Source organism: Variovorax sp. Sphag1AA, from assembly GCF_014192575.1.
GTDB lineage: Bacteria > Pseudomonadota > Gammaproteobacteria > Burkholderiales > Burkholderiaceae_C > Variovorax.
This window is the reverse complement of the sequence record NZ_JACHYC010000013.1, coordinates 54,540-79,206: the sequence shown is the minus strand read 5'-3', so window position 1 is coordinate 79,206 and position 24,667 is coordinate 54,540. Positions and strand designations below refer to the sequence as shown.

Here is a 24,667-nt window from a genome sequence, read left to right as displayed (position 1 = left end):
TTCCACGATGTTTCGTTTTCTCTTGACCAAACTGGTGGAGGCAGCGCTCGTCTGCTTCGCCGTGTCGGTCATCACCTTCGCACTGGTCCACTGGACCGGCGACCTGGCCGTCTCCATCGGAGGCATGGATGCGAGTGCCGAAGATATCGCTCGCTTGCGCAACGTCTATGGCCTCGATCGCTCGGTGTTTGCGCAGTACGCAGACTGGGCGGGGCGCGCGCTGCAAGGCGACTTCGGAACATCCTTCTTCTCCAAGGAGGATGTGCTCACGCTGATCCTTTCGCGCCTGCCCGTGACCGTAACGCTCGCCTTCCTGTCGCTGGGTCTGGCTCTTGTCATCGCGGTGCCACTGGGCGTCTATGCCGCTACACGTCCGGGTGCCCGCATCGATCGCGTCGCACTTTCGATGGCCGTGCTCGGGCAGGCAATGCCTGCGTATTGGTCCGCCCTGTTGCTGATCTTGCTCTTCAGCGTGCACCTGCAACTTCTGCCCATCTCCGGAACTGAAACTTGGCAAAGCTTCGTGTTGCCGGCTATTGCGCTGGCCTGGTATCTCATGCCGGTTCTGATGCGGCTGACCCGCGCCGGAATGATCGATGTACTCAAGGCCGACTACGTGCGCACTGCGCGCGCCAAAGGTTTGAGTCGCCGCACCGTGCTGTTCAAGCATGCGCTACGCAACGCAATCATGCCGGTCGTCGCGGTGGCCGCAGTCCAGTTGGGCTTCCTACTTGGCGGTTCGATCGTGGTGGAGAGCGTCTTCGCGCTCAACGGTGTCGGCCTGCTCGCGTGGAACGCGATCCAGCGTTCGGACTTCCCCGTCGTGCAGGCGCTTGTTCTGGTCATTGCCATCGTGTTTGTCCTGCTTAATTTCCTTGCAGAGTGCCTCAATGCGCTCATCGATCCACGCATCCGGGCCGCCTGAATGGAAGCACTCGTCATCAATCAGCCCGCGTCCGTGGACCCCGCGCGCAAGCCGCGTAGAAAGCCAACCAAGGGCCTCGTGATCGGCGGCACACTGCTGCTCCTGTTTCTTCTCGTCGCGGTGTTTCCGGGTGTGATTTCGCCCCACGATCCGTATGCACAAAGCCTCATGCGCCGCATGCGGCCGCCAGTTTGGGCTGGGGGCAGTTGGACCTATCCGCTCGGCACAGACACCTTCGGACGCGACTACCTCTCGCGCCTTGCGCACGGAGCTCGCATCTCGCTTTTCGTCGGCTTCGGTGGCGCAGCGCTGGCCGGATTGATCGGTGCAGGTCTCGGCATCCTCGCCGGCTACTTCGGCGGCTGGGTCGACCGCTTCGTGTCTTTCGTCGTCGCGACGCGACTCGCCTTGCCGTCCCTGCTGATGGCGCTGGCTGTGCTGCAGATTGCCGGCAGTGGACTCGCCATCGTGATCGCGGTCCTTGCGCTCACCCATTGGGACCGTTTCGCCGTCGTCATGCGCACAGTGGTGCGGCAGGTCGCTGGCATGGACTATGTGACCCGCGCACGTGCCATGGGGAGTTCGGACCTCCGCATCATCGGCCAGGAAGTACTGCCGAACGTGACCAGCCAACTGATCGTCGTGTTCACGCTCGAAGTCGCCCAATGCATCCTGGCGGCCGCGGTGCTGAGCTTCCTGGGACTGGGCATCCAGGCACCCGAACCATCGTGGGGTCTCATGATGTCCGAGGGCCGGGTGATGCTCACGGTCAATCCATGGCTCATCACGCTCGCCGGCATTGCGCTGATGGTGCTTGTGCTGGCCGTCAATCTTGTGGGAGATGGCCTGCGCGAACTCCTTGCTCCGAAGGGCCCGCAATGATGCGCGCGACACAAGCTTCCAGCACCGCACTGGAGGTCGAGGACCTGCATGTCACCATCCCGCTCGAGGCCGGGCTGCTACGCGCGGTGCGAGGCGTCGATATTCATGTCGACAGCGGCGAAACGCTGTGCATCGTAGGTGAGAGCGGCTGCGGAAAGTCGATGACTTCGCTGGCCCTGATGGCGCTATTGCCACCCCACGCACAACGCAAGGCCAAGAGCATCCGCTTGATGGGCGAAGAACTCGCCAACGCGCCCGACTCCCGTATGGAAGCGTTGCGCGGCGACCGAATCGCGATGATCTTCCAGGAGCCGATGACTGCGCTGAATCCGGCCTACACCGTCGGCAACCAGCTGGTCGAAGGCATCTTGCGCCACCGACCCGATGTCGACCACGCGGCCGCGACCGCTCGCGCAGTTGAGTTGCTCGAAACCTGCGGCATCGGGCAGGCTCGCCGCCGCATGCGCCAGTACCCGCACCAACTCTCGGGAGGGCTGCGGCAGCGCGTCATGATCGCGATGGCGCTGATGACCGAGCCGAGCGTGCTCATCGCCGACGAGCCGACGACCGCCCTCGATGCCACCATCCAGGCGCAGATCCTCGACCTGCTCGCGCAGTTACAGAGGCAGTTTTCGCTTGCGATCATCCTGATAACGCACAACTTCGAAGTGGTGCGACGCATCGCCGACCGCGTGATGGTGATGTATGCTGGCGAAGTGGTGGAGGAGGGCAATGCCGACCAGGTGCTCGCACGTCCTTCGCATCCGTACACACAGGCACTTCTCTCTTGTGTTCCCACTGATGCGCCACGGCAAGCGGGGGAGCGCCTCGGCTACTTGCCAGGTACCGTGCCGTCGCTGATTGGCGAACTCCATGGCTGCCAATTTCGAAGCCGCTGCGAACTCGTATCGGCCGCCTGCGCTGCTTCGATCCCGAGACAAGCTGCCGGTAATGGGCATGACTATGTGTGCGTGATTGCGCCCGAGGTTATGGCGGCCCGCGCCGACTCGCCGTCACCAGCGGTCGCCGTCTCGATGAACGATGCGCGTGCCGTTCCCCGTGGTTCGACCAAGGTCGTGGAAATCCGCGATCTGGAAGTCACCTATTCGATCAGCAATGGTCTCTTCGCGAGGCGATCGAGCCTGCGCGCACTGCGTGGCGTAAATCTCTCGCTGGGTGCGGGCCAAGCCCTTGGTGTGGTCGGAGAAAGCGGCAGCGGCAAGTCGACGCTCGCGCGAATCATGCTCGGCCTCGAGGCGCCGACGTCCGGGCAGGTGCTGCTGAAAGGCGTTTCCACGGCCACCTTTGGTCGCGCCGAACGAGCGCGCGTGGTGCAGCCGATCTTTCAGGATCCATACTCGTCGCTGAACCCCCGGCGCAGCGTGGCCTCCACTATCCGGTTGCCGCTGGACATCCACGGCATCGGCACCAATGCGCAGCGCGACCAGGCGGTCAAGCGAATGATGGACCTCTGCGGTCTACCGGCGCGTACCGCACAGAGCCTGCCATCTCAGCTTTCCGGCGGACAGCGGCAACGCGTCGCAATTGCAAGCGCGCTGGTGATGAAGCCCGAGATCGTGATTTGCGATGAGCCGACCAGCGCGCTCGATGTTTCGGTGCAGGCGCAGATTCTGAATCTCTTACAGGACCTCAGAGGCGAACTTAAACTGTCCTACGTGGTCATCAGTCACGACCTGAACGTCATCCGCTACCTCTGCGATCGCGTCGCGGTGATGTACCTGGGCGCGATTGTCGAGGAGCGCTCTACTGACGAACTGTTCGCCTCGCCTTCGCATCCCTATTCGCAAATGCTGTTGGCAGCCGAACTGCATTCTGCAGAAGGCACGCGTGTGGTCGGCGAGTTTCCAAACCCGGTGAGCCCGCCTCCAGGCTGTGCTTTCCATCCTCGATGCAGCCGGGCCGAAGACATCTGCAAGGAGCGCACTCCAACGCTGAAAGGTGGCCCTGACGCAGAGGCCGCCTGCCACTTTCCGCTTTCCATTTCCCATCTCGAGACGGTCCATTCCTGAGACCAAAGCCACGTGAACACCTTTACCTCCACGAATCCCGGCCTGCCAGAAGACCTCATTCGCCAAGCCACCTATCGTCGCAACGGCCTTGCCGTATTCGGCGACATCGATCCCAGCAGGACGGCGCTGCTGGTGCTCAACATGCAGAACGCTTGGGTCGGGCCCGGCGCGCCTTTCAGCCCGGAACCGCTCGACGACTTGCTCAAGCGCATCAATGTCTTCGCGCAGATCGTGCGCGAAGGCAGGGGACAGGTTGCCTGGATTCGAACGACCGTGGGAGCGCCAGGCACGCCGGCCTACTGGAGCACCTACTACGACAACTTCGTCGCGCCCGAACTGCGTGTGCATGCGGTCGCCGCACTGACGCCGGAAAGTCCGATGCACGAACTGCATCCGAGCGCGGAAGTCCATCTGGACGACTGGGTCATCGACAAGCACCGATTTAGCGCCTTTGCTGGCAATCCCTACGACCTGGATCGCAACCTGCGCGATCGAGGGGTGGAGAACGTGATCGTCGTCGGAACGGCGACCAATGTGTGCTGCGAATCGACGATCCGAGATGCGCAGGCGCGGGACTTCCGCACCTTCATGCCCTTCGACCTCGTCACTGCCCCCACTGCGGATGGCCATACCGCCGGACTGCGCAGCGTGATGCAGGCCTTCGCCGATGTGCGCAATACCGCAGCCCTGACTTGGCGCGACGCGCAACCGGTGCGTTCATGAACGCTCGCTCTTGAATACCTCCTTGTTTACCAACGACCCATGACCATCGAAACCATCACTCTCGCACCTGACTACACGATCTCGCGCGTGGCCAAGGGCAACTGGCAACTCGCCACCAAGCACAGCGCACCCTACGCGCAGGACGACGCCATCGAGGACATGCGGCGTTTCGTCGAAGCCGGCATCAATGCCTTCGATTGCGCCGACCACTACGTCGGGGTCGAAGACATCATCGGCGCCTTCTCGCGGCGCTACCCGGCGCTCGGGCGGCAACTGCGCATCTCGACCAAGTACACGCCCGATCAGGAGGCACTCGGAAAGCTGCGTCGCGATGACGTCGAGGCAGCGATTGACACCTCGTTGCAACGACTCGGAGTGGAGCGCCTCGACCTCGTGCAGTTCCATTGGTGGGACTACGAAATTCCCGGCTACGTCGAGGCCATGCAGTGGCTCAAGGAGCTTCAACAGGAAGGCAAGATCGCGCATTTAGGAACGACGAACTTCGATGTGCGCCGTCTTCGCGAGATCACTGAAAGCGGCGTAAAGCTGCTGACAAACCAACTGCAGTATTCGTTGCTCGATCATCGGCCGGAACATGGGATGGTGGACTTCTGCAAGGCGAACGACATTCAGCTTCTCTGCTACGGTACCTTGGCAGGCGGCTTTCTGTCAGAACGATACCTTGGGCAGCCTGAGCCGACGCCGCCATACGCGAACAGGTCGCTGGTCAAGTACCGGTTGATCATTGAGGAGTTCGGTGGGTGGGAGGCCTATCAGTCGCTTCTTCGAACACTGTCGGCCGTTGCAAAGAAGCACGGCAGCAGCGTCTCCGCGGTGGCCGCGCGCTACGTGCTCGACAAGCCCCAGGTGGCGGCCGCCTTGGTCGGCGCCAAGGATGCTAGCCACCTGGACGAGACACTCGCCATCTTCCGGCTCCAACTCGACGCCGACGATCGAGCAAGCATCGCGGCTCACACCGAGAACGCGATGGGGCCAGCAGGCGATTGCTATGACCTCGAGCGCATCAAGGGTGGCCGGCACGCCAAGATCATGCAGACGAACCAGAACACGCAAGGGGCGCCCGCGAGTGTTGACCTCGCGCCGGATGTCGCATCGCCGCAATCAGAGCACGCCTTCACGATTCATGACCTGCGAGTCGAAGTGGTTGCACCGGATGGCGCCAAGCTCTATTGTGGTGCGAATGTCGGTGACTATTTCGAGCTGCGCGGAGAGATGCTGCACCTGCCACCAGGGCAGGGTTTCTCGATCTATTCGCTCGGTGCGCTGCTGCCTCTGCTGGCAGCCAAGCAGCGGCACATTGATCCGAACGATTGGATGAGCACGGATGCAGACATTGCCTGTCCCGATCCAAACTGCCCCTCTCGTTTCCGCATCTCACGGACTAACCCCCGCACCTTCCGGCACGCCGACACAACGGCGGTGGTCCATCCATCCAGCAAGAGTTGAAGTTCGCAAGGAGCTTGCATGCCCAGACGTTTGAGGATTGCCTCGCTCGTTTCTTCCGCCCTTCTTTTGTTCGGGTCCGCCTCGGTCTGTGCCGAAAAGTCGGCGCAGTCGACACCGAAACGCCTGGACAAGCTCTCGGAGATGTTCGTGTGGTGGAACGACGCGATGAAGACGCCAGGCGCGCTTACGGAGGCTGGCTTCGCGAAGTACTTCACCGCAGACGCGCCGCTCGTCATCGACGGAGTAGAGGCAACGCGCGGGCCGGACGGCTGGGCCAATCACTTTCAAAACATCCAGGCGGCGGTCGGGCCCGATGGGAGAGTGGAGACGGTCGTTCCCTTTCGCTACGTCTTCCAGAAGGACGACCGCATCTACACCTATCACGTGATCCGTAGCCGCGCTCACGGCATGGTGTCGTGCATGCTCGCGGCCGGCCATGCGGACCTGAAGGGTGGCCGCATCAACAAGGTCACGCTGGTGCGCGCCGAAATCGACCCTGCGTCCGATCCGGACTGCTGGAAGAAATAGCTTTTCAACCGAGTCGAGAGGACCCCGTCTATGAAAAAGTCATTGCCCTGCTGGATGTTTGCGTTCAACGTCTTTCTGTTGGCGTTGCTTCCGGGGGTCTCAGCAGGCGCGGCGGAACAAGTCGCCATCGTTGGAGCCGGCTATGTGGACGTGCTGACGGGCAAGGCGGTCCCCAACGCCGTGGTCGTTGTAGAGGATGGCAGGATCGCCGCCATAGGCCCGGCCGCAGGTGTACCCGTTCCCGCAGGCGCGAAGCGGATTGAACTGCCGGGCAAGTGGCTCATCCCGGGTCTGATGAACATGCACGTGCATCTCGGTCTGATCCTGCCTGGCATTCAGATGCTCGAACACGCCAATGAGAGCGATGCACAACTGGCGCTTCGCATGGCGGAGAACGCACAGAAGTCACTCCTCAGCGGGGTAACCACCATTCGTACGACCGGCGATCTCCACCATGCTGACATCGCGCTCGCCCGAGCAATAGGCAGGGGCTCTCAGCCAGGTCCACGCATTGTTTCGTCGGGTGAGATCATCGCGATCACCGGTGGGCATGGTGCATTCGGCGAGGTCGCCAACGACGGGGCCGATGCGATGCGCAAGGCGACCCGCCGCGAGATAGATGCTGGCGCGCGCTGGATCAAGATTGCCATCACCGGTGGTATCGGAACGCCAGGAGGGGGTGTTCAACAGGGCCTGATGACGCCCGACGAAATAGCCTCCGTGGTGCAGATCGCGAAACGCAATGACATCAAGGTCACTGCGCATTCCGGGTCTCCAAACGCGACTCGAGAGGCTGTGGAACTGGGTGTGAGCGGCATCGAGCACGGCTACTTCCTCGATCGACCAATTCTCAAGCTAATGAAGCAGCGCGGTGTTTGGTTCGTGCCGACCATCCTGGTGAGTCAGCCTGCGACCTTCGAATTTTTTCAACGCATCGGTGCCCCCGCCTGGTACATGGCACGCGTGCGCGAGGTCGGAAAGGCGCATTGGCTCGCGCTCAAGACTGCCATCGAGGAAGGCGTGAACATCGCTGTGGGAAGCGACCAGTTTCCCTTCGAACCCAATGACGGCACTACGGCCACCATCCGCGAGACCGAGTACTACGCGGAAGCCGGCATGACGAATCTGCAGGCGCTGCAGGCCGCGACGATCCAGCCCGCTCGGATGATCGGGATGGAGAGCCAACTGGGGTCCCTGACGCAGGGGAAGTTCGCTGACATTGTGGCAATCGACGGCAATCCGCTCGATGGCATCTCGGCCTTGCGCAAGTTGGGCTTCGTCATGAAGAGTGGGCGCGTCTACCGCAACGATTGGGATCGTCAGAGCGCCGTACCCCCACTGATTCAAGCGGACCCAACAGAAGCAGGACCGCCTCCTGGTGACGCGCATGTCGATGTCATCTTCTGATGTGGTGCGCTGCCGTGAATCGCTTCCAACCGTGTGTACTTTTTATAACCCCGCCAATCGAGTGATCGGCAGACAGTTGATCCTGCTTGGCTCTCAACTCTGGAGGTTCCCGTGAACAAACTCTCTCGTCCGATTTTGTACGCGATGCTCGTCGCAGGAACTCTCGCAATGTCGGGTGGCGCTCCGGCACAGCAAACGGATGCCACCGCGGCGACCGTCAAGTGCAATGATCCTCGCGTCGACCGCACCGCTTGCTTCCGTGAAGCCGCTGCAGCTCAGGAGGCGAAGCGGCAGGGAACCTTGAACAGCCCAGGAGGATATGAGGAGAACGCGCTCAGGCGCTGCCTGCGGCAACCTGAGAGTGCGCGCGCGGCTTGCGAGCAGCGTGTCCGCGGCACTGGCAATACCCAAGTGAGGGGCAGCGTGGCGGGGGGCGGAAAGATTCGCATCACCGAAACACCGGTCCCAGCGCCAAAGAACTGATTCGACGAACGAGAAACCGTCAACAGGAGACTGCCGTGAGAGTCAAGACACGAATGTTCGCGGTAATCGCCGCGATATGCATGTCCCTTGGGCCGCTGGCGGCCCCGGCGCGTGCCGCGGAGATCCCCATAGTGACCGGCGAGCAATGGACGGGGTCGAACGAGGCTGTCAAGAAGGCCTACCTCGTAGGCTTGGCCAACATGGTTCAGGTTCAGAGCGCATACCAAGGAAGCAATCCGCCGTCGGACGAGCAAAGCTTCCTCCCGCGCCTGGCAAAGGGCATGCAGGGTCAGACATTGGATAGCGTGCGCGAAGGCGTGGATCGCTGGTACGCAGCCAATCCAACGAAGCTAAGGCACCCGGTGCTGGACATCATCTGGTTCGAGATGGCCGTGCCAAGGCTGCAGAAGAACAAGTAAACGGAGCTTGACCATGAAACAACTCAGTTTTGCAAGGATCGCAGCGGCTGCAGCGGCTATCACTTTCACGCTCGGCTGCACCGATATGACGCCGAGGCAACAAGGCACGATGACTGGTGCGGCCATGGGGGCTGCTGGTGGCGCCGGTATCGCCGCGATCTCTGGCGGGGACGCATGGACCGGGGCAGCAATCGGTGGCATTGCCGGTGGCATCGCTGGAAACATCCACGGCGGCCGGCAGCAGCAGATCGGGTGGTAAGGGCCTCGGTCGGCGGTTGGCGCTCCATATGCTGATCGCCTCGCGAACTTCTCAATCTCCCTGCGACTGCGCCCCTCTGTCCGCGTGCGGGCCCCTTCAACCAGACGCGTTCGACGCGAACTTCCCCGCGAGGCACTGCCGATTTCGCTCCGCGATGGCATGTGGCTCGAGGTTGCTCATGAAACAACTGACCCATCATCTGCTCGGCAGTTTGCCGTACGCGGCTCTGCTTGCCTTGCTATTGCTCTGTCCGCCATTCAGCGACTTTGCGTTCTCCAATCTTCTGGTCCAGGCTGCGCTGTTCCTCGGCATCGTCATCGTCCCGGCACTCAAGACCGGTCGCATGTCCTATGTCGACATTGGCTGGCCCATCGGTTTGTTCCTTGTCGGCGTACAGGTTCTGGTGCTCAGCACCGAAATCACTTTGCGCACCTCGCTGATTGCAGGCATGTACCTGTTCGCAGGCGGACGCATGTCGCTCATGGCCCTGACCGGTTGGCGGATGGGCGCGTTTGACAAGGAGTTGCCGCGTTACCAGTATCAGCGGCGGCGCTGGGAACGACGGAAGTGGGCTGCAAAGCCCGCCCTTCTCTTTGAGATAGCGACCCAAGGTTTCGCCAACATGAGCGTGCTCGCTTTGCCGGCCATCGTGCAGGCAGCCAATCCGGCGAGTCCGATCACACCGCTTGAACTTGCTGCGTATGGTCTATGGCTGGCGGCGTTCGCCTTCGAGTTTGTCGCCGACATTCAAAAGGCAAGATTTGGTTCCCGCATGAGGCAAGAAGGTCGCAAGCGCGAGTCCTGTGAGGAAGGTCTGTGGCGATACAGCCGTCATCCGAACTATTTCGGTGAGTGGATGGTTTGGAACGCGCTCGCAATCTCGTCCCTTCCGTCGCTGCTAATCCTTTCAACCGAGCTTCCCCTATGGCAAAGCTTGGCGCTCGCAGCGGGATTGCTGTACCTGTCTTACGTGATGTATGTCGTGCTGACTCGCTATTCGGGTGCGGTTCCGTCCGAGTACTACTCGGTTCAGAAGCGGCCCGGATACGCGGACTATCAACGTCGCGTTTCCATGTTTTTCCCGCGGCGACCTCGGCCTTGACGCCGGTTCGGCATCGAGGAAGGCGTGTCTGTTCATCAACCCGTTCAGCCAACCCAATGACCAAGTACCTATCTAGCATCGGCAAACCTGCCGCGGCGCTCATGGTCTCCTGCCTCGTGTCCAGCGCGTGGGCCGACAGCGAGCCTGCAATCTTGAACAGCATCTATGCCAATGAGCCCTGGCGGCAAACTGGGCTTGTCGGTGACGACGCTTGGTACTTCAACATTGGTGCCGGAGTCGTGAACATGCCGAAGTATCCGGGTGCCAGCGGGACCAAGACCGAGATCGTGCCCCTGGTCGGCGCGAACTATGGGCGCTACTTCATCGGCGCGAATCCGGATGCGGGAGCCGCGCTCGCTCTGGGTGCTTATCTCCTGCGCGACAGCAACTGGCGTGTCGGCGCTGCGATCGCGTACGACACCTTTAAGCCTCGATCCGAATCAGACAGTCAGCGCCTATACGGACTGGGCGACATCGATAGGACGACCCATGCTGAACTCTTCGCCATCTACGCCATGAGTTGGGCTGAATTGCGCGCGAGCGTGCAGAGTGACATCGGCGGTCGAGATCAAGGAACTTTTGCGACCCTGGACTTCATGGCTCGGTATCAAGCGACTCCATCGCTGACCCTCACTGCGGGGCCCGGACTCACATGGGGCAACAGTCAGCACAATCAAACCTTCTTCGGCGTCGACTATCTGCAAAGCGCAAAGTCGCAGTTTCCTCAGTATGCAGCCGGCTCTGGCGTGAATGCGTATCGAATCTCCATGGGCGCGAGCTACCGTTTGGCGCCTCAGTGGAGCCTCGCGCTCAACGTCGCGGCAAGCCGACTGCAAGGGGATGCTGGCGATAGCCCCATCGTAGAGAAGAAGACACAGATGACCTACGGTGTACTTGTCGGCTATCAGTTCTAGGCTCCAGACGGCGTGCGGCGGTCAATCTATGGTGACGCGCTCTCGTTGGGTATGAGTGGAAGAATCGCCCCTGGCGAGGGGCCTCAAGGTATCGGTGGCGTGATGGAAATAACGACCTCCGCGTCCTCGTTGCCATTGTTGCCATAGCGGTGACTGTGGATGGCATCGAAGTTGAAAGCTTCACCAGCGCGGACCTCGTGGGTGATTCCAGCCAGTTCAACTGTCAAGACTCCGCGGACAACGTATATGCATTCGACAGTCTCGTGGGTGGCCTTCGTGGACAAAGAAAACTGTCCCGGATTCAAGACCGTGCGCAAGACCTCCATCGGTCCGTCGCCGCACGTCAGCCGTTCGTAGCTGATGGTGTCTTTGGGTCGAACAAGCAGCGTGCGTTCCCCGGGCCTGCTGACGCGAATAGTCGGGACGGCGGGGTCCTGGAACAGCGCATCCATCGGCTCGTTGAATACGCTGCTCAACGCTCGCAACGTGGCCAGGCTCGGCTGTGTCACTTCGCGCTCAATTTGGCTCAAGAGGGTTGCGGAGACGCCGGCGGCGTTGGCCAGCGCCCGGAGAGACAGTCCCTTGGCCTGCCGCAGTTCGAATAGACGTTTTCCGAGCACGGATGTAGTTGTGGAAGCGAGTGCTCTGAGCATACGAGATGCCGTCGAGGTGTTCACCGAATCGCAAGGCCCTGCACGCATGACGTCCTGGCCGCGAAGGTGCGGGACTTGCTGACCCAGGAGCCGTGGCTACATCGGTCTCGGAAATCCAATTGGATGTGAGGCGACGATGCGCGGCTTTGGACCGCTCCGCAGCGAGGCTGTGTGAAAACGGTTGAAGGACTCGCGCAACTCGCCTATGTTGTGGCAACTCGTCGAGAGGGGTCACATGAAGCGATTCATCGAGGGAGAGGACCGAACTCAGGTCACCTTGCTGCCGGAGTGTCTCGACGACTTCATCGCGGAGGACAACTCGGTCCGAGTGGTCGATGCCTTCGTCGACGAACTGGACTTTCAGGAACTCGGGTTCGAATGTGTTCGCCCCGCTTGCACCGGTCGGCCCGGCTATCACCCGGCCGTGCTGCTCAAGATCTACATCTACGGCTACCTCAACCGTATCCAGTCCAGTCGGCGCCTGGAGCGTGAGTGCCAGCGAAACCTCGAGTTGATGTGGCTGACGGGACGGCTTGCTCCGGACTTCAAAACCATCGCAGACTTCCGGCGCGACAGCGGCAAGGGCATTCGCAACGTGTGCCGGCGCTTCATCGTGCTGTGTCGCGAACTGAGGCTGTTCTCTCAAGCCGTGGTCGCCATCGACGGCAGCAAATTCAAGGCGGTGAACAGTCGAGAGCGCAACTACACCGAAGGCAAGATCGCCCGTCGGGAGCGGGAAATCGAGGCCAACATCCGGCGCTACCTTGATGCGCTGGACACCAACGATCGCACGGGGCCGAGCGACTGGCTTGAGAAGACGGCCCGGCTGAGCGCCAAGGTGCACGATCTTCGGCAGAAGATGAAGGCGTTGCGCCGCATGCGCGAGCAGGTTCGGGCGGCGCCTGACGGCCAGGTCTCGCTGAGCGACCCCGATGCCCGGGCAATGACCACACACAGCAATACGGGCATGGCGATGGTCGGCTACAACGTGCAGGCGGCGGTGGACGCCAAGCACCACTTGGTTGTGGCCCATCAGGTGACAAACACGGGCAGTGACAGGGCCCAGCTCAGCACGATGGCGCATGCTGCGTGCGAAGCCATGGGCAAGCGCCGCTTGAAGGCCATCGCAGACCGCGGGTACTTCAGCAGCGTGCAGATCAAGGCATGCGCCGATGCGGAAATCGAAGCGTACGTCCCCAAGCCAACGACCTCCAACGCCAAGGCAGCGGGCCGCTTCGACAGGGCGGACTTCGTGTACATCGCTCGCGACGATGAATATCAGTGCCCCGCCCGGGAGCGCGCGATCTATAGGTTCACGCGCGAGGAGAGCGGCCTACAGATGCGCCGCTACTGGAGCAGTGCCTGCCCTGAATGTCCGATGAAGGCGCGCTGCACACCCAGTGACTACAGACGGATCTCACGATGGGAGCATGAAGACGTTCTGGAGGCAGTGCAGCGACGCCTTGATCGCCAGCCGGATGCGATGTTGACGCGTAAGAAGACCATCGAGCACGTCTTCGGCACGTTGAAACACTGGATGGGCTGGACGCACTTCCTGACGCGTGGCATCGAGAACGTGAGTACAGAGTTCAGCCTCAGCGTGCTCGCTTACAACCTCAAGCGCGTCATCTCTATCCTGGGTATCGCCAAAACGATGAAGGCGGTGAGGCTGGCCGGTGGGTGACCACCCTTTTATGCCGCAAACGGCCCCTTCTCCCCTCAAGTAAGCATCTCGGCCTCGCCGTACTACTGGACGACCACCATGGCCGGCGATCGTCTACTGGCGCGGGTGAACGCCATGGCGGCCGTTCTCACACGGGCTCCAGCGTGAGCCGTCGTTCCTCGCCGCATCCCTCAATGGCCGCTGACTGCCAGGCAGCAGAAGTGCAGGGCGTTGATGCCCGGTGTACCAACCCACCGTAATGGGGCGTTATGGTGGGTTGCGTTATGGCGGGTTGGCGCTACCGAACGGCGTTGAGCCTCGATGCGGTAGCTCAGTGCTTTGAGTCTCTGAGTCCGCTGGTAGAACAGTAAGCGGAAGTTCGTGAGCTGAATCGTGGCCGGACGGAGAATCATCTTGTCATTCGCCGACCAAGCGTTGCTGTGAGCCGAGGACTTCGGCCCTTGCCGCTCCCTCTTCTCGCTGGTGAGTTCCGCCTCCTAGGGCGTCCAGCGCCGACGCATTTCGCGTTCTAGTTTGTGCGCCGAACATGTCTTTCTCCCGCAAGGCCCGCTCGCTGCGTCAAAGCTGTACAAAATAACAGTGCATTGTTACAATGCATCAAGAGAGTGAACCATGGGAAAAGACACCCGCATCGAGTGGACGCACCACACCTTCAATCCATGGTGGGGTTGCGTGCGCGTGTCCGATGCGTGTGACCATTGCTATGCCGAAACCTGGGCGAAGCGCCTCGGGGAAGACGTTTGGGGTGCGAAGTCGGAACGGCGGTTTTTTGGCGATGCCCACTGGAAGGAACCCTTGAAGTGGGACCGGGAGGCCAAGGAGAGCAAGACTAGGCGGCGCGTGTTTTGTGCGTCCATGGCAGACGTCTTCGAGAACCGCAAGGATCTGGTTCCGCATCGGCTGCGCCTTCTGGACCTCATCGCGGCAACGCCTCATCTTGATTGGCTGCTCCTGACCAAACGGATCCACTTGGTGCGCAAGCAACTGCCAAAGGGCTATGAGCTGCCTTCCAATGTTTGGCTGGGCGCGACCGTCGAGAACCAGGATGCCGCAGGCAAACGGCTGAAGTATCTTCTGGAGTTCGATACGCCGGCTGTCCGGTTCTTGTCATGCGAGCCTCTACTTGGGCCCCTGGATCTGCGCCAGTGGTTGAAGCTGTCCTTCGCGCTTTGCCGTACCTCGTGCATGCGACGAAAGATGCCCTGCAGTTCCCGAAGTTCGTCAGGCGACAGCACCCGCTCACGCTCATCATTGATGTTGTAGCTGGGAGCAACGATCTTCTCGATGTCGAGCAGCTCGGCGGGGTTTTGCTCGATCAGCAGTTCTCGCCAGGGCTTCCGCTTCTCGGCCCATGTGAACACCTGGACAAGGTCGCGATACACACGCACTGCCATTCGGTTGCGCCCGCGTGCCACGATGGAGACGAGAACCTTGCGGAGATCGTGCTCGGTCATGTCCTTCACGGGCTTGCCGCCAATGACGGGGATGACGTCTTTGGCGAAAGACCGGCGCAGTTCCGCATTGCCGTCTTTGCGGGCGACGCCGGTTTTCAGCCATTCCTCGAACATCTCGGAAAACGGGAGCAGGGTGGTGCGCAGCTGCTCTGCCGCCTGGCGCTCCTTGGCGAGCGCGTCGGCTGCCTGTTGTTGAAAGTCAATGCCGGACCGGGCGAGCGACTGAATGCGGGCATTTTCGGCAGCGGCATCTGCCAACCCCATGAATCCTTCGCCACCGTTCCCGTAAGGCTTGGGCAGGCGGGCTTCTCGCTGCTTGCCGTCCACCACGTACTTGACGAGCCACCGCTTCTCCCCATTGGTGGCTACGCGGAGGTGTAGCCCGGTGTCTACCGTGAGTTTGTAGGGTTTGGCGCGCGGTTTTGCCGCCTCGATTGCCCGAACAGTTAATTTGGCCATGCCTACCGTGCCCTAAATATGCCCTAAATGGCGGTGAATTTTAACCCACCTGGTTGCACGGCGTTGGACAAGAATATTCGATAAATTATTGTTTTATATGAGTTTCTTGTGTTTAACGGCGTGCAACGCAATGCGATATTAAGTGCATGGGGTGCAAGGGGTAGAAGGTTCGAATCCTTTCACACCGACCAAAATTGACAGGGGTTAGCGGCGAATAGCTGCTAACCCCTTCGTCATTTGTGGCTCGGCGCTGACCCGCTCAGCGCGTGCAGCTCACTCCGCGACCATGCTCAGATCCTTCGCCATCTTGCCAAGACGTGCGGTCTCGCTGTCAACGAAAGCGGTGAACTGCGCGCGGTTGCCGAGCATGGGCTCCGTGTTTCGAGCGGCCATGTCGGCGCGTTGGGCTGGCGAGCTGATGAAGGTCTGCGCCGCGGCGTTGAGCTTGTCGAGCACCGCCGGCGGCGTTCCCTTGGGCGCGAAGAGACCCAGCCAATGGATCATGCGAATCGAAGGGTAGCCCGCTTCGGCCGTGGTCGGCACATCGGGCAATTGCGGCATGCGCTTGTCCGAGGCCACGGCCAGCATGCGCACCTTGCCGGCTTTTCCGAGGTTCACGAGGGCGACGCTGGGCACGTCGGATAGCAGCTGCACCTGGTGCGAGCTCAGCGCCATGGCGGTCTCGCCACTGCCCTTGTATTGAACGAAAGTGAGCGGCACGCCGAGCGCTGCCTTGATCATCTCGCCCGAGAAATGCCCCGTGCTGCCGATGCCGGTAGTGCCGAAGAAGATGCCCTTGGAATCGGCCTTCGCGTGCACCTGCAGTTGCGCCAGGGTGTTCACGTTGATGGTCGGATCCGCCACGATCAACGAGGGCGAGAAGGACACGCCGGTCACCGGTACCAGGTCGCTCGCCGCGTAGGGCAGCTTGCGGTGAATCAGCGGATTGATCAGCGTGCCGTTGGCGCCTGCCAGCAGTGTGTAGCCGTCGGCCGGCGACTTCGCGACGATGTCGGCGCCGATCACTCCGCCGGCACCGGGCTTGTTGTCCACCACCACGGGCTGGCCGAGTGCCTTCGAGAGGCCTTCTGCAATGGTGCGGGCGCTCTCATCGCCGGCGCCACCTGCCGCATACGGTGCCACGATGCGGATCGGGCGCATGGGCCAGTCGGCCTGTGCGAAGGCGCCGCTGCTGAGGGCAAGGCCGGCAAGCGCGGCGGCGCCGAGTCGTCGAAAGGAGTCCATGGGCTTGTCTCCGTGTCGATGCTGTCTGTGATTCACTCGAAGGCCGCGCGCACGGGCGGCGCGAGCAGCGCCATCAGTTCGCGTATGTCAGGCAGGTCTTCCAGACCCAGCGTCATCTCCTCGATGGCGCGCTGGCGCGGCGCATCGATCAGTCCGTCGGTCAGGTCGCGGAACTTGGCGGCGACGCCGGCGGTGTCCTGCGGTTTCTCGATCACGCGCGAGCTGTTGCGGTCGGCCACGATGCGCTGCCCATCGGTGAAAGTCACGGCCACACGGGTCTGGCCGCGCTTGAGCATGCCGCCCACGTCGAAGGCCGGGTCGTGCCGCACCTCGACCTTGGGCAGCAGGGCCCAGACATCGTCGGCGTCGATGCGCGCGGGCGAGAACTGCCGCACCATCGCGGCGCCGTCGATGGCCGCCACCGACAGGGCATAGCCGATGTTCATCTGCGCGCCGATGGGCGTCAGTGGCCGCTCGGGCACCCACCAGCCATGGTGGTACACGGCGTGCGAGACATCGCATTCGATCCTCGCGATCTCGTGCGGCCGAAGCGGGCGCTGCGCGGCAACATCGAAGAGCGCGTCGAGCGGCGAGTGGATGCCGCCCATGGCCGCATAGGGCTTGATCACGATGCGCTCGACCTCCCAGCGCTGGCCGAGGCCGCTGGTGATCTGCGATGCATCGGGGTCATGGCCTTCTCCGAAGGTGGAGAGAAAGCCGCCGTAGGGCCGCTCGAACACGCGCTTGATGCCGGTGTAGCCTCCTTCGGCCAGCACGGCGGCGTAGAGCCCGTTGCGCGCTGAGAAACCGTGATGCATGCGCTTGCACATGGCTTCGTACTGCGCCGCCATCAGCCCGGCCGACTGCGTGCCGGCCAGGCCCAGCGCATCTTCGAAGCGCGCGGCATCCAGGCGCATGAGCTTGCCTACCGCCGCAGCGGCAGCATGCGTGCCGAAGACGGACCCCGAGTGCCAGCCGCGCGACAGCATCTGCGCGCCGTGCAGCGCCATGCCCACGCGCGGGCCCACTTCGTAGCCTGCCAGCGCGGCTTCGACGAACTGCCGGCCGCTGACCTTTCTGCCTTTGTCTTCGGCCGCGGCCCACAGGGCGGGCAGCACGATCGACGCACTGTGCAGTGGGCCCAGCGGGTGATAGTCGTCCAGTTCGAAGCCCTGGATGAAGGTTCCGTTGAGCAGCGCTGCCGCGGGCGCGCTGGTAGTCGCGCCCCATCCGACGATGCTGCGATCGCCCGCGCCCTCGAAGCGGCGCACGATCTCCACCGCGGTGCGCGACCACGGCAACTGGGCACCGACGATGGCGCAGCCGATGCCGTCCAGCGTCAGTGCCTTGGCACGTTCGCGCGCCGAAGCTGGCGCGTGGTCGAGCGAGAAGCCGGCGAGCCAGTCGCAAAGCTGCCCGGTGGGCCCGGCCGGGTCGGTCGCGGCGGTGGGTTTGGATGCAAGGCTCATCGGTTTCACTCCAGCGGATACAGCTTCACCAGTGCGTCCATGCGTGCGCTGTCCTCGCGGATCTGCGCGGCGAATTCGGCAGGCGTGTTCACGAGCGGCTCGGCGCCGGCCGCGGCGATGGTCTTCTGCACGTCAGCATCCTTCACGGCTTCGCGCAATGCGCCGACGATGCCTTGTGTCACCTCGGCCGGCGTGCCCTTGGGCGCGAAGAGGCCATACCAGGTGACCGACTGGAACTGCGGATAGCCAGCCTCGGCGGTGGTGGGCACTTCAGGCAGCGCGGCGGCGCGTTTCTGGCCTTGCGTGGCGAAGATCTTCAGCGTGCCGGCCTTGTAGTGCGGCAGAGCGGCGGTGATGCCGGTGAAGGCCATGTTCACGTTGTTGGCGATCATGTCGGTGACGATCGCGCCGGTGCCCTTGTAGTTGACGACGATCAGGTTCGGAATGCCGGCCTCTGCCGCGAGTTGCTTGGCCGAAACACGCGCGAGGCTCTCGCCGCTGGCCAGCGAGCAGGGTGTGCTCGCGGTCTTGCAGTAGCGGATGAATTCATCGAGGGTCTTGGCCGGCACCTTCGCGCTTGCAACGATCGCGGCCGGCGAGATCGAGACCGCGGTAACAGGCGTCAAGCGAGGGATCGGGTCCACACCCTTGAGCCCGGGCATGTGCTTGGTGACGACGATGGATGGCACCTGCAACAGCAGCGTGTAGCCGTCGGGCCGCGCGTCCATGACGCGCCGCGTGCCGATCAGCCCGTCGGCGCCCGGCATGTTTTCCACGACCACCGGCTGGCCCCACAGCTCGCCCAGGCGGCGTGCGACGGCGCGGGCGGTCGCATCGGTGCCGCCGCCGGGCGTGTAGGGCACGACCAGCGAGACAGGGTGGTCGGGCTTCCAGAGGCTCTGCGCTTGCACTGCAGGGGTGGTCAGCATTGCGGCGGCTGCCAATGCGCCGGCGGCGCGAAGGCACGCGTGGCTTTTCATTCGTCTTGTCTCCATCGTCATGTGTGTTCTTTCTCGAAAGTGGTGTCGCTTCAGGGAGCCACCGGCCGCGCGCGCAGCCAGTCGCGGCGGAACAGGCCGTCCAGCCGCCCGCGCGCCACCGCATGGCGGCGCAGCAATGGCATGAGTTGTTCGCGCGTCGATGGTGCGTCGGGCGGCTGCGTCAACGCGAAGAGCTGGAACACATAGCGATGCGGGCCATGGCCCGGCAGCGGTCGTGCACCGGCATAGCTCTCGAGTTCGCCTTCGGCGAGCCGCGCGACGGAGGCGGGGCCGCTGGCCACGCCATGCACGTAGGCGTGGCGAAGCGGCACGTCCGGGTCCTCGATCAACAGGGCCCAGTGCGTGGCGCCATCCGGCAAGGTGTCCCACTGCAATTCGGGAGAAAGGTTGTCGCCCACGCCGATGCCTGCTTGCCGCACGTTCATCGCGTGGCCATGCTTGAAGGAATCACTGTGCAGCGCCAGCGTTTGCGGAAGCGCGGCCAGCACCGGGTCGTTGCACGCGAGCGTGGCATCGCCGGCGCGTCGCCCGCGCAGCGGCAGACCGATCCAGCGCAGCAGCCACGGGCTCATCGGGGTTTGGCTCATGCGCGCGGCTCCGCGGCTGATGCCGGCCAGGCCCACGGGCGGCGTTGGCGGTCGGCCGCCTGCCAGGCGCGGATCAGCGCATCGTCCTTCAGCGTGAGGCCGATGTCGTCGAGGCCCAGCAGCAGGGCTTCGCGCCGCAATGGGTCGACGCTGAAGGGCCGTGTCCCGACGGCTTCATGTGTGAGCGTGCAACCTTGCAGGTCGACGGTGAGGGCGGAACCGTCCGCACACGCACGAGCGAGCGTCTCGACTTCCGATGCAGGCAGGCGAAGCGCGAGCATTCCGTTCTGGAAGCAGTTGTTGAAGAAGATGTCGCCGAAGCTCGGCGCGATCACGCAGCGGATGCCCATGCCCATCAGCGCCCAGACCGCACCCTCGCGCGAAGAGCCGCAGCCGAAGTTCTCGCCGGCCAGCAAGATCGGTGCGCCGCGGAAGGCCGGTCGATTGAGGACGAAGCCCGGCTCTTCGCTGCCGTCCTCGCGGTAGCGCAGGGCTTCGAGAGCATAGGGGCCGAGCTGGTCGCGCGTCAGCGTGGTGAGGCGCTCGATGCGCACGATCACATCGGTGTCGATGTTGGCGCGCGGCAGGTGCGCGGCGGCGCCGGTGACGGAGACGAAGGGCTGCATGTTCAAGCCTGGAGCGATTCGATGTCGCAGATGACGCCGGCGATGGCTGCGGCGGCTGCCATCGCCGGGCTGGCGAGGTGCGTGCGCGCGCCGGGGCCCTGGCGGCCGACGAAGTTGCGGTTGGAGGTGGAGACCGACCGCTGCTGCGGCGGTACCTGTTCGCCATTGGCGGCGACGCACATGCTGCAGCCGGGTTCGCGCCAGGAGAAGCCGGCGGCCTCGAACACCGCGCGCAGGCCTTCGGCCTCGGCTTCGCGCTTGACGTTCTCGGAGCCGGGCACGACCCACGCATTCACGCCCGGTGCCACCTTGCGGCCACGTGCAACCTCGGCGGCGGCGCGCAGGTCCGACAGGCGTGCGTTGGCGCAGGAACCGATGAAGACCCAATCCACCGGCGTGCCGGCGATCTTCTGGCCCGGCGCGAGTCCCATGTAGTCCAGCGCTGCACGGATGTTGTCGCGCTGCGTATCGTTGCTCGCAGCCTGCGGGTCCGGCACGTATCCGTCGATGGGGATGGCGTGTTCGGGGCTCGTGCCCCAGGTGATGGTCGGGCGCACCGCGTTTGCGTCGAAGACTTCCTCGCGATCGAAGCGGGCACCTTCGTCACTGTGCAGGTCGCGCCATTGCGCGACCGCCGCGTCGAAGTCTGCCACCTGTGGCGCGAAAGGGCGGCCGCGCAGATAGGCGAAGGTCCTTTCGTCCGGCGCCACGAGGCCAAAGCGCGCACCCAGTTCCACCGAGAGGTTGCACAGGGTGAGCCGGCCTTCGACTTCCATCGCCTCGATGCCCGGGCCAGCGAACTCGATGGCATGCGCGACGCCCGCGGCCGCGCCAAGCCTGCCAATGATGTGCAGCGCCAGGTCCTTCGCGCTGACACCGGTGCGCAACTGGCCTTCGACCCGCACGCGCATCTGCCGGGGCTTCTGCTGGCGCAGTGTCTGCGTCGCCAGCGCATGAGTGCTTTCCGACGAGCCCACACCGAAGGCCATGGCGCCCAGGCCGCCGTTGGTGCAGGTGTGGCTGTCGCCGCAGATCACGGTGAGGCCAGGCAGCACGATGCCCAGCTCCGGACCCATCACGTGAACGATGCCCTGGCCTGGCTCGCCCAGGTCGAAGAGTCGCACGTGCATCTTCTGGCCGAGCTGCTTGAGCGCGCCGTGCAGCCGGCCGCCCAGCGGGAAAGTCGTCGCCACGCGGCCCGGCTGGCTGGAGACGGCGTGGTCCGGCGTGGCAAAGACCAGCTCGGGGTTGTGCAGCGGCAGCCCGCGCGCAGCGACCTCGCCCAGCGCGGGCGGACCGGACAGGTCGTGCAGCAGGTGACGATCGATGTGCAGCAGGGCCCAGCCATCGCCCAGGTCGCGCACCACGTGCGCATCCCACAGCTTGTCGAAGAGGGTTCGCGCGTTCATGGCCGGCTCAGCGCTTCTGTTCCATGGTGGCGCCTGCGTTGAAGCGGGTGCGCAGCGCGTCCCACTCGTCAGCACCGAAGCGTCGGAAGGTCTGGGCCACGGTCTGCGTCACCTGCGGCGCCTGATGATTGCGCTTGAGTTCGGCGAGTGCTGCATCGCCGGCCTCGATGGCGGCCTTGAGCATCAGGCCGGGCAGGATCGCAAGCTTGTAGCCCATGTCCTGCGCCTGCCGCAGGTCGAAGATCGGTGTGCGCCCGCCGGGCACGACGTTGAGCAGGCAAGGGCCTTTCACCTGCTTGGGCACGGCCGCCACTTCATCCAGGTTCTGGGTGGCTTCGACGAAGGCCATGTCGGCACCGGCGTCGAGCGCCGCATTGGCGCGCCATATCGCTTCGTCCAGCGACAGCATGGCCCGTGCGTCGGTGCGCGCGATCACGATGAAGTCCTTGGTGCGACGCGCTTCCACTGCGGCGCGGATCTTCGAGACGAAATCTTCGCGCGAAACCACCTCCTTGCCGTCGAGGTGCCCGCAGCGCTTGGGCGAGACCTGGTCTTCGATGTGGATCGCGGCCACGCCGCGCGATTCGTACTCGCGCACGGTGCGCGTCACGTTCAGCTCGTTGCCGTAGCCGGTGTCGGCATCTGCGATGAGCGGCACCGAGATCGAACGCGCCATGGTGGCCGCATTGCCCACCATCTCGCTCATGTCCAGAAGACCGAAGTCGGGAAACCCGCGTGACGCGGAAGTGCCCGCGCCGGTCATGTAGACGGCCGGAAAGCCTGCCTGCTCGATCAGGCGCGCGCCGATGCAGTCGTAGGCGCCGGGGGCGATGACCATGCCGGGCGCGGCCAGCAGTTGCCGAAGAAGCGAGGCGGGGTGGCTCATGTCAGTTGTCTCTTGGATTGATCGAGTTGTATTAAGAATATCACAACATAACAACAAGTCAACCAGCTATGCTCGCGGCCATGAATACGGCGACGGCGGACAACTCCATGAGCAGCGCGCGCGGCACGGCGCTGCATCGGCAAATCTTTCTGGTGCTGCGTGACGAGATCTCGCGTGGACTGTTCGCGGGCGGCGCATTGCCGGGCGAGGAGCAGCTATGCGAACGCTTCGGTGTCTCGCGCATCACGGTGCGTCGCGCGCTGAGCGACTTGGCGGCTCAAGGCCTCGTGGAGCGACGCCACGGCCGCGGCACCTTCGTGCGCGGCGAGGCGGGCGCGTCCTGGCGGCCGGCGCCCAGCCTCAGCGTGATCGACAGCCTGCGCAAGACCGCGACCGAGACGGTCGTGCGTGTGTTGGAGGTGGTTCAGACCGCACCGCCAGCCGATGTGGCGCGCCTTCTGGAGCTGACCCCCGGCGAGAAGGCGGTGCATGCGCTGCGCGTGCGCTCCAATCGCGACGGCCTCCCGGCCATGCTTACCGAAGCCTGGGTGCCAGTGGCCATCGGCCGGCGCGCCACCGAAGCCGCGTTGAAGAAGCGCGCGCTCTACGAAATCCTGATGGACCAGGGCGTGAAGTTCGGCCGGGTCGTGCAGGAGATCAGCGCGGCGGTGACCGATCCGCAGCGCGCCGCACTGCTACAGACCGAAGTCGGCGGGCCCTTGCTCAAGCTCGTGCGCCTGATGCACGACCTGGAAGACCGCCCGGTGCTGCACCTCACGGCGCACATGGTCGCCGAGCGCGCCAGCATCCTGATGGAGATCCCGGCTGCCACCGTCAACACCTTGACGGCGGGGCGCATCGTGCTCGACGAACCGAAAACTGCAAAATGACGCCGGCATGATCTCCTACGCCGCCGCCGCAATCGTCCTTCTGCTCACGCTGGCAGCACTCGGGCTGGGCATCCGGCTTGCCGCGTTCCTTCCGAGCCACCATCTGATCAATGATGCGCGTGACTCTGCCAAGATCGGCATCGGGATGCTTGCGACGCTTCTGGCGCTCGTTCTGGGCCTGATGATTACGTCGGCGAAGCGTTCGTTCGACGAGCGCGAGGCGGAGCTGGTTCAGACCGCGACGTCCATCGTGCTGCTCGACCGAACGCTGATGGCGCTCGGCCAGGAGGCGCAGCCAGCCCGCTCGCGGCTCAGGCAGGTGCTCGACGACATCACGCGGCTGGCCAGCCGGGAAGGGCGGCACGACGTCGACGACAAGGACTGGTTCAGGAACCTGCGCGCGGTCTCGGAGCTTCAGCAGACCATCCTGTCGCTCTCCCCACACACCGATGCAGAGAAGTGGCACCAAACACGCGCGATGCAGCTCTCGACCACGATCGCGCATGACCGCGTGCTCGTCGCGGAACACGGAACAAGCACCGTGCCAACCGCGTTGCTCGTCGTCGTGACCGGCTGGGTCACGGTCATCTATTTCGGCCTGGGTGTGTTCCTGGTGGGCAATCGGAGCGTCTATTTCGCCCTGTGTACTTGCGCCATCGCCTTTGCTTGCTCGATCTTCATCATCCTCGAACTCGATACGCCGTTCTCGGGGGTAGTGGGTGTGTCGGATCGGTCCTTGATACGCGCGCAGGCTGAACTCGCACAAGAGGCCCGCTGACGCGCGGCGGCCCCGGGGCGCTCAGGCGGCAGTCAGTTCGGCTTCCGCGTTCGCGAAGAAGTCTGCGCTTTCGAGCAGCACGGCGGTCTGCGGTGCGGCGAGGTAGCGCTCCAGCGCCTTGGCCTCGATCTGGTCGAAGTGCGACTGGCAGGCAGCGGCAAAGCACTCGTCGTCGCGAGGTGCCTCGAAGATGTCGTGCAGCGCGTCGTCGGAGATGCGGGCGATGATGCGGGGTCCATCGAAGCCGTCCGGGTAGATCGCGAATCTGACCGTCTCCGTATCGCTGCAATGGATCGCTTCGCTGAACATGGTGATCTCCTTTTCTCAAGCTCATGGATTTCACGCTTTCATGAAGCAAGATGAACGCGGCATACTTCGTCAACCGCG

General features: G+C 63.4%; 23 protein-coding genes and 2 pseudogenes. 15 read left to right on the top strand and 10 right to left on the bottom strand.

From position 1 onward, the window contains the following. Nucleotides 1-7: 7 nt before the first annotated feature. From FHW64_RS33010 to FHW64_RS32960, 11 genes are all read left to right on the top strand, one after another. Nucleotides 8-925: an ABC transporter permease gene (locus FHW64_RS33010; protein WP_184533491.1), complete on the top strand. Its 918-nt coding sequence runs from the start codon at nt 8-10 to the stop codon at nt 923-925. Further along, on the top strand, nt 926-1,807 hold the full coding sequence (locus FHW64_RS33005) for an ABC transporter permease (RefSeq protein ID WP_184533489.1): 882 nt from the start codon (nt 926-928) through the stop codon (nt 1,805-1,807). Further along, a complete protein-coding gene (locus FHW64_RS33000; RefSeq protein WP_221210590.1) occupies nt 1,804-3,837 on the top strand; it encodes a dipeptide ABC transporter ATP-binding protein in 2,034 nt (677 codons plus the stop codon). The genes FHW64_RS33005 and FHW64_RS33000 overlap by 4 nt, the downstream gene beginning before the upstream one ends. 12 nt (nt 3,838-3,849) lie before the next feature. Beyond that, on the top strand, nt 3,850-4,560 hold the full coding sequence (locus FHW64_RS32995; protein ID WP_184533487.1) for a cysteine hydrolase: 711 nt from the start codon (nt 3,850-3,852) through the stop codon (nt 4,558-4,560). 39 nt (nt 4,561-4,599) lie between these two features. Next, nucleotides 4,600-6,027 carry an aldo/keto reductase gene (locus FHW64_RS32990; protein ID WP_184533485.1) on the top strand — a complete coding sequence of 476 codons (1,428 nt, stop codon included), beginning with the start codon at nt 4,600-4,602 and terminating at the stop codon, nt 6,025-6,027. An 18-nt stretch (nt 6,028-6,045) separates the two neighbouring features. Continuing rightward, complete coding sequence (locus FHW64_RS32985; protein ID WP_221210592.1) at nt 6,046-6,555, top strand: hypothetical protein; 510 nt, start codon at nt 6,046-6,048, stop codon at nt 6,553-6,555. Nucleotides 6,556-6,585: 30 nt separating this feature from the next. Further along, the gene (locus tag FHW64_RS32980; protein ID WP_221210593.1) at nt 6,586-7,962 is read left to right on the top strand and encodes an amidohydrolase family protein; all 1,377 of its coding nucleotides are present in this window, start codon (nt 6,586-6,588) and stop codon (nt 7,960-7,962) included. 536 nt (nt 7,963-8,498) lie between these two features. After that, nucleotides 8,499-8,864 carry a hypothetical protein gene (locus FHW64_RS32975; protein ID WP_260306549.1) on the top strand — a complete coding sequence of 122 codons (366 nt, stop codon included), beginning with the start codon at nt 8,499-8,501 and terminating at the stop codon, nt 8,862-8,864. Nucleotides 8,865-8,877: 13 nt separating this feature from the next. Beyond that, nucleotides 8,878-9,123: a hypothetical protein gene (locus tag FHW64_RS32970; protein ID WP_184533483.1), complete on the top strand. Its 246-nt coding sequence runs from the start codon at nt 8,878-8,880 to the stop codon at nt 9,121-9,123. 178 nt (nt 9,124-9,301) lie between these two features. Beyond that, nucleotides 9,302-10,225, top strand: a complete 924-nt coding sequence (locus tag FHW64_RS32965) for a DUF1295 domain-containing protein (RefSeq protein ID WP_184533481.1) — start codon at nt 9,302-9,304, stop codon at nt 10,223-10,225. A gap of 56 nt (nt 10,226-10,281) precedes the next feature. Next, complete coding sequence (locus FHW64_RS32960) at nt 10,282-11,139, top strand: MipA/OmpV family protein (RefSeq protein ID WP_184533479.1); 858 nt, start codon at nt 10,282-10,284, stop codon at nt 11,137-11,139. An 83-nt stretch (nt 11,140-11,222) separates the two neighbouring features. On the opposite strand, the gene FHW64_RS32955 is transcribed toward FHW64_RS32960, so the two are convergent. Then, nucleotides 11,223-11,792 carry a helix-turn-helix domain-containing protein gene (locus FHW64_RS32955; protein ID WP_221210595.1) on the bottom strand — a complete coding sequence of 190 codons (570 nt, stop codon included), beginning with the start codon at nt 11,790-11,792 and terminating at the stop codon, nt 11,223-11,225. A 235-nt stretch (nt 11,793-12,027) separates the two neighbouring features. Between FHW64_RS32955 and FHW64_RS32950 the strand changes: the two genes are divergently transcribed. Beyond that, a complete protein-coding gene (locus tag FHW64_RS32950) occupies nt 12,028-13,476 on the top strand; it encodes an IS1182 family transposase (protein WP_184533477.1) in 1,449 nt (482 codons plus the stop codon). 612 nt (nt 13,477-14,088) lie between these two features. Continuing rightward, nucleotides 14,089-14,631 (top strand): annotated as a pseudogene (locus FHW64_RS32945) (DUF5131 family protein); the annotation flags it as partial. A gap of 194 nt (nt 14,632-14,825) precedes the next feature. On the opposite strand, the pseudogene FHW64_RS34955 reads toward FHW64_RS32945, so the two are convergent. The 8 genes and pseudogenes from FHW64_RS34955 to FHW64_RS32910 all read right to left on the bottom strand — a co-directional run. Continuing rightward, nucleotides 14,826-15,389: pseudogene (locus tag FHW64_RS34955) on the bottom strand (integrase arm-type DNA-binding domain-containing protein); the annotation flags it as partial. Nucleotides 15,390-15,662: 273 nt separating this feature from the next. Then, nucleotides 15,663-16,634, bottom strand: a complete 972-nt coding sequence (locus tag FHW64_RS32940; protein WP_184533475.1) for a tripartite tricarboxylate transporter substrate binding protein — start codon at nt 16,632-16,634, stop codon at nt 15,663-15,665. A 32-nt stretch (nt 16,635-16,666) separates the two neighbouring features. Beyond that, nucleotides 16,667-18,103 (bottom strand): MmgE/PrpD family protein, encoded by a 1,437-nt coding sequence (locus tag FHW64_RS32935; protein ID WP_184533473.1) that lies wholly within the window; start codon nt 18,101-18,103, stop codon nt 16,667-16,669. A 5-nt stretch (nt 18,104-18,108) separates the two neighbouring features. Then, a complete protein-coding gene (locus FHW64_RS32930; RefSeq protein WP_260306548.1) occupies nt 18,109-19,083 on the bottom strand; it encodes a tripartite tricarboxylate transporter substrate binding protein in 975 nt (324 codons plus the stop codon). Between the two features lie 50 nt (nt 19,084-19,133). Next, a complete protein-coding gene (locus FHW64_RS32925) occupies nt 19,134-19,691 on the bottom strand; it encodes a YbhB/YbcL family Raf kinase inhibitor-like protein (protein ID WP_184533470.1) in 558 nt (185 codons plus the stop codon). Continuing rightward, the gene (gene leuD, locus FHW64_RS32920; RefSeq protein ID WP_184533468.1) at nt 19,688-20,317 is read right to left on the bottom strand and encodes a 3-isopropylmalate dehydratase small subunit; all 630 of its coding nucleotides are present in this window, start codon (nt 20,315-20,317) and stop codon (nt 19,688-19,690) included. Before leuD ends, FHW64_RS32925 begins: the two co-directional genes overlap by 4 nt. A gap of 2 nt (nt 20,318-20,319) precedes the next feature. Then, nucleotides 20,320-21,726, bottom strand: coding sequence for a 3-isopropylmalate dehydratase large subunit (leuC, locus tag FHW64_RS32915; protein ID WP_184533466.1), 1,407 nt, complete (start codon nt 21,724-21,726; stop codon nt 20,320-20,322). A 7-nt stretch (nt 21,727-21,733) separates the two neighbouring features. Continuing rightward, the gene (locus FHW64_RS32910; protein WP_184533465.1) at nt 21,734-22,612 is read right to left on the bottom strand and encodes an oxaloacetate decarboxylase; all 879 of its coding nucleotides are present in this window, start codon (nt 22,610-22,612) and stop codon (nt 21,734-21,736) included. 80 nt (nt 22,613-22,692) lie between these two features. Here FHW64_RS32910 and FHW64_RS32905 point away from each other — a divergent pair, with 80 nt between their 5' ends. Together FHW64_RS32905 and FHW64_RS32900 are read left to right on the top strand one after the other, a co-directional pair. Beyond that, nucleotides 22,693-23,502, top strand: a complete 810-nt coding sequence (locus tag FHW64_RS32905; RefSeq protein WP_184533463.1) for a GntR family transcriptional regulator — start codon at nt 22,693-22,695, stop codon at nt 23,500-23,502. Nucleotides 23,503-23,509: 7 nt separating this feature from the next. After that, nucleotides 23,510-24,280 carry a hypothetical protein gene (locus FHW64_RS32900; RefSeq protein WP_184533461.1) on the top strand — a complete coding sequence of 257 codons (771 nt, stop codon included), beginning with the start codon at nt 23,510-23,512 and terminating at the stop codon, nt 24,278-24,280. A gap of 21 nt (nt 24,281-24,301) precedes the next feature. On the opposite strand, the gene FHW64_RS32895 is transcribed toward FHW64_RS32900, so the two are convergent. After that, complete coding sequence (locus FHW64_RS32895; protein ID WP_184533459.1) at nt 24,302-24,589, bottom strand: hypothetical protein; 288 nt, start codon at nt 24,587-24,589, stop codon at nt 24,302-24,304. Nucleotides 24,590-24,667 lie beyond the last annotated feature (78 nt).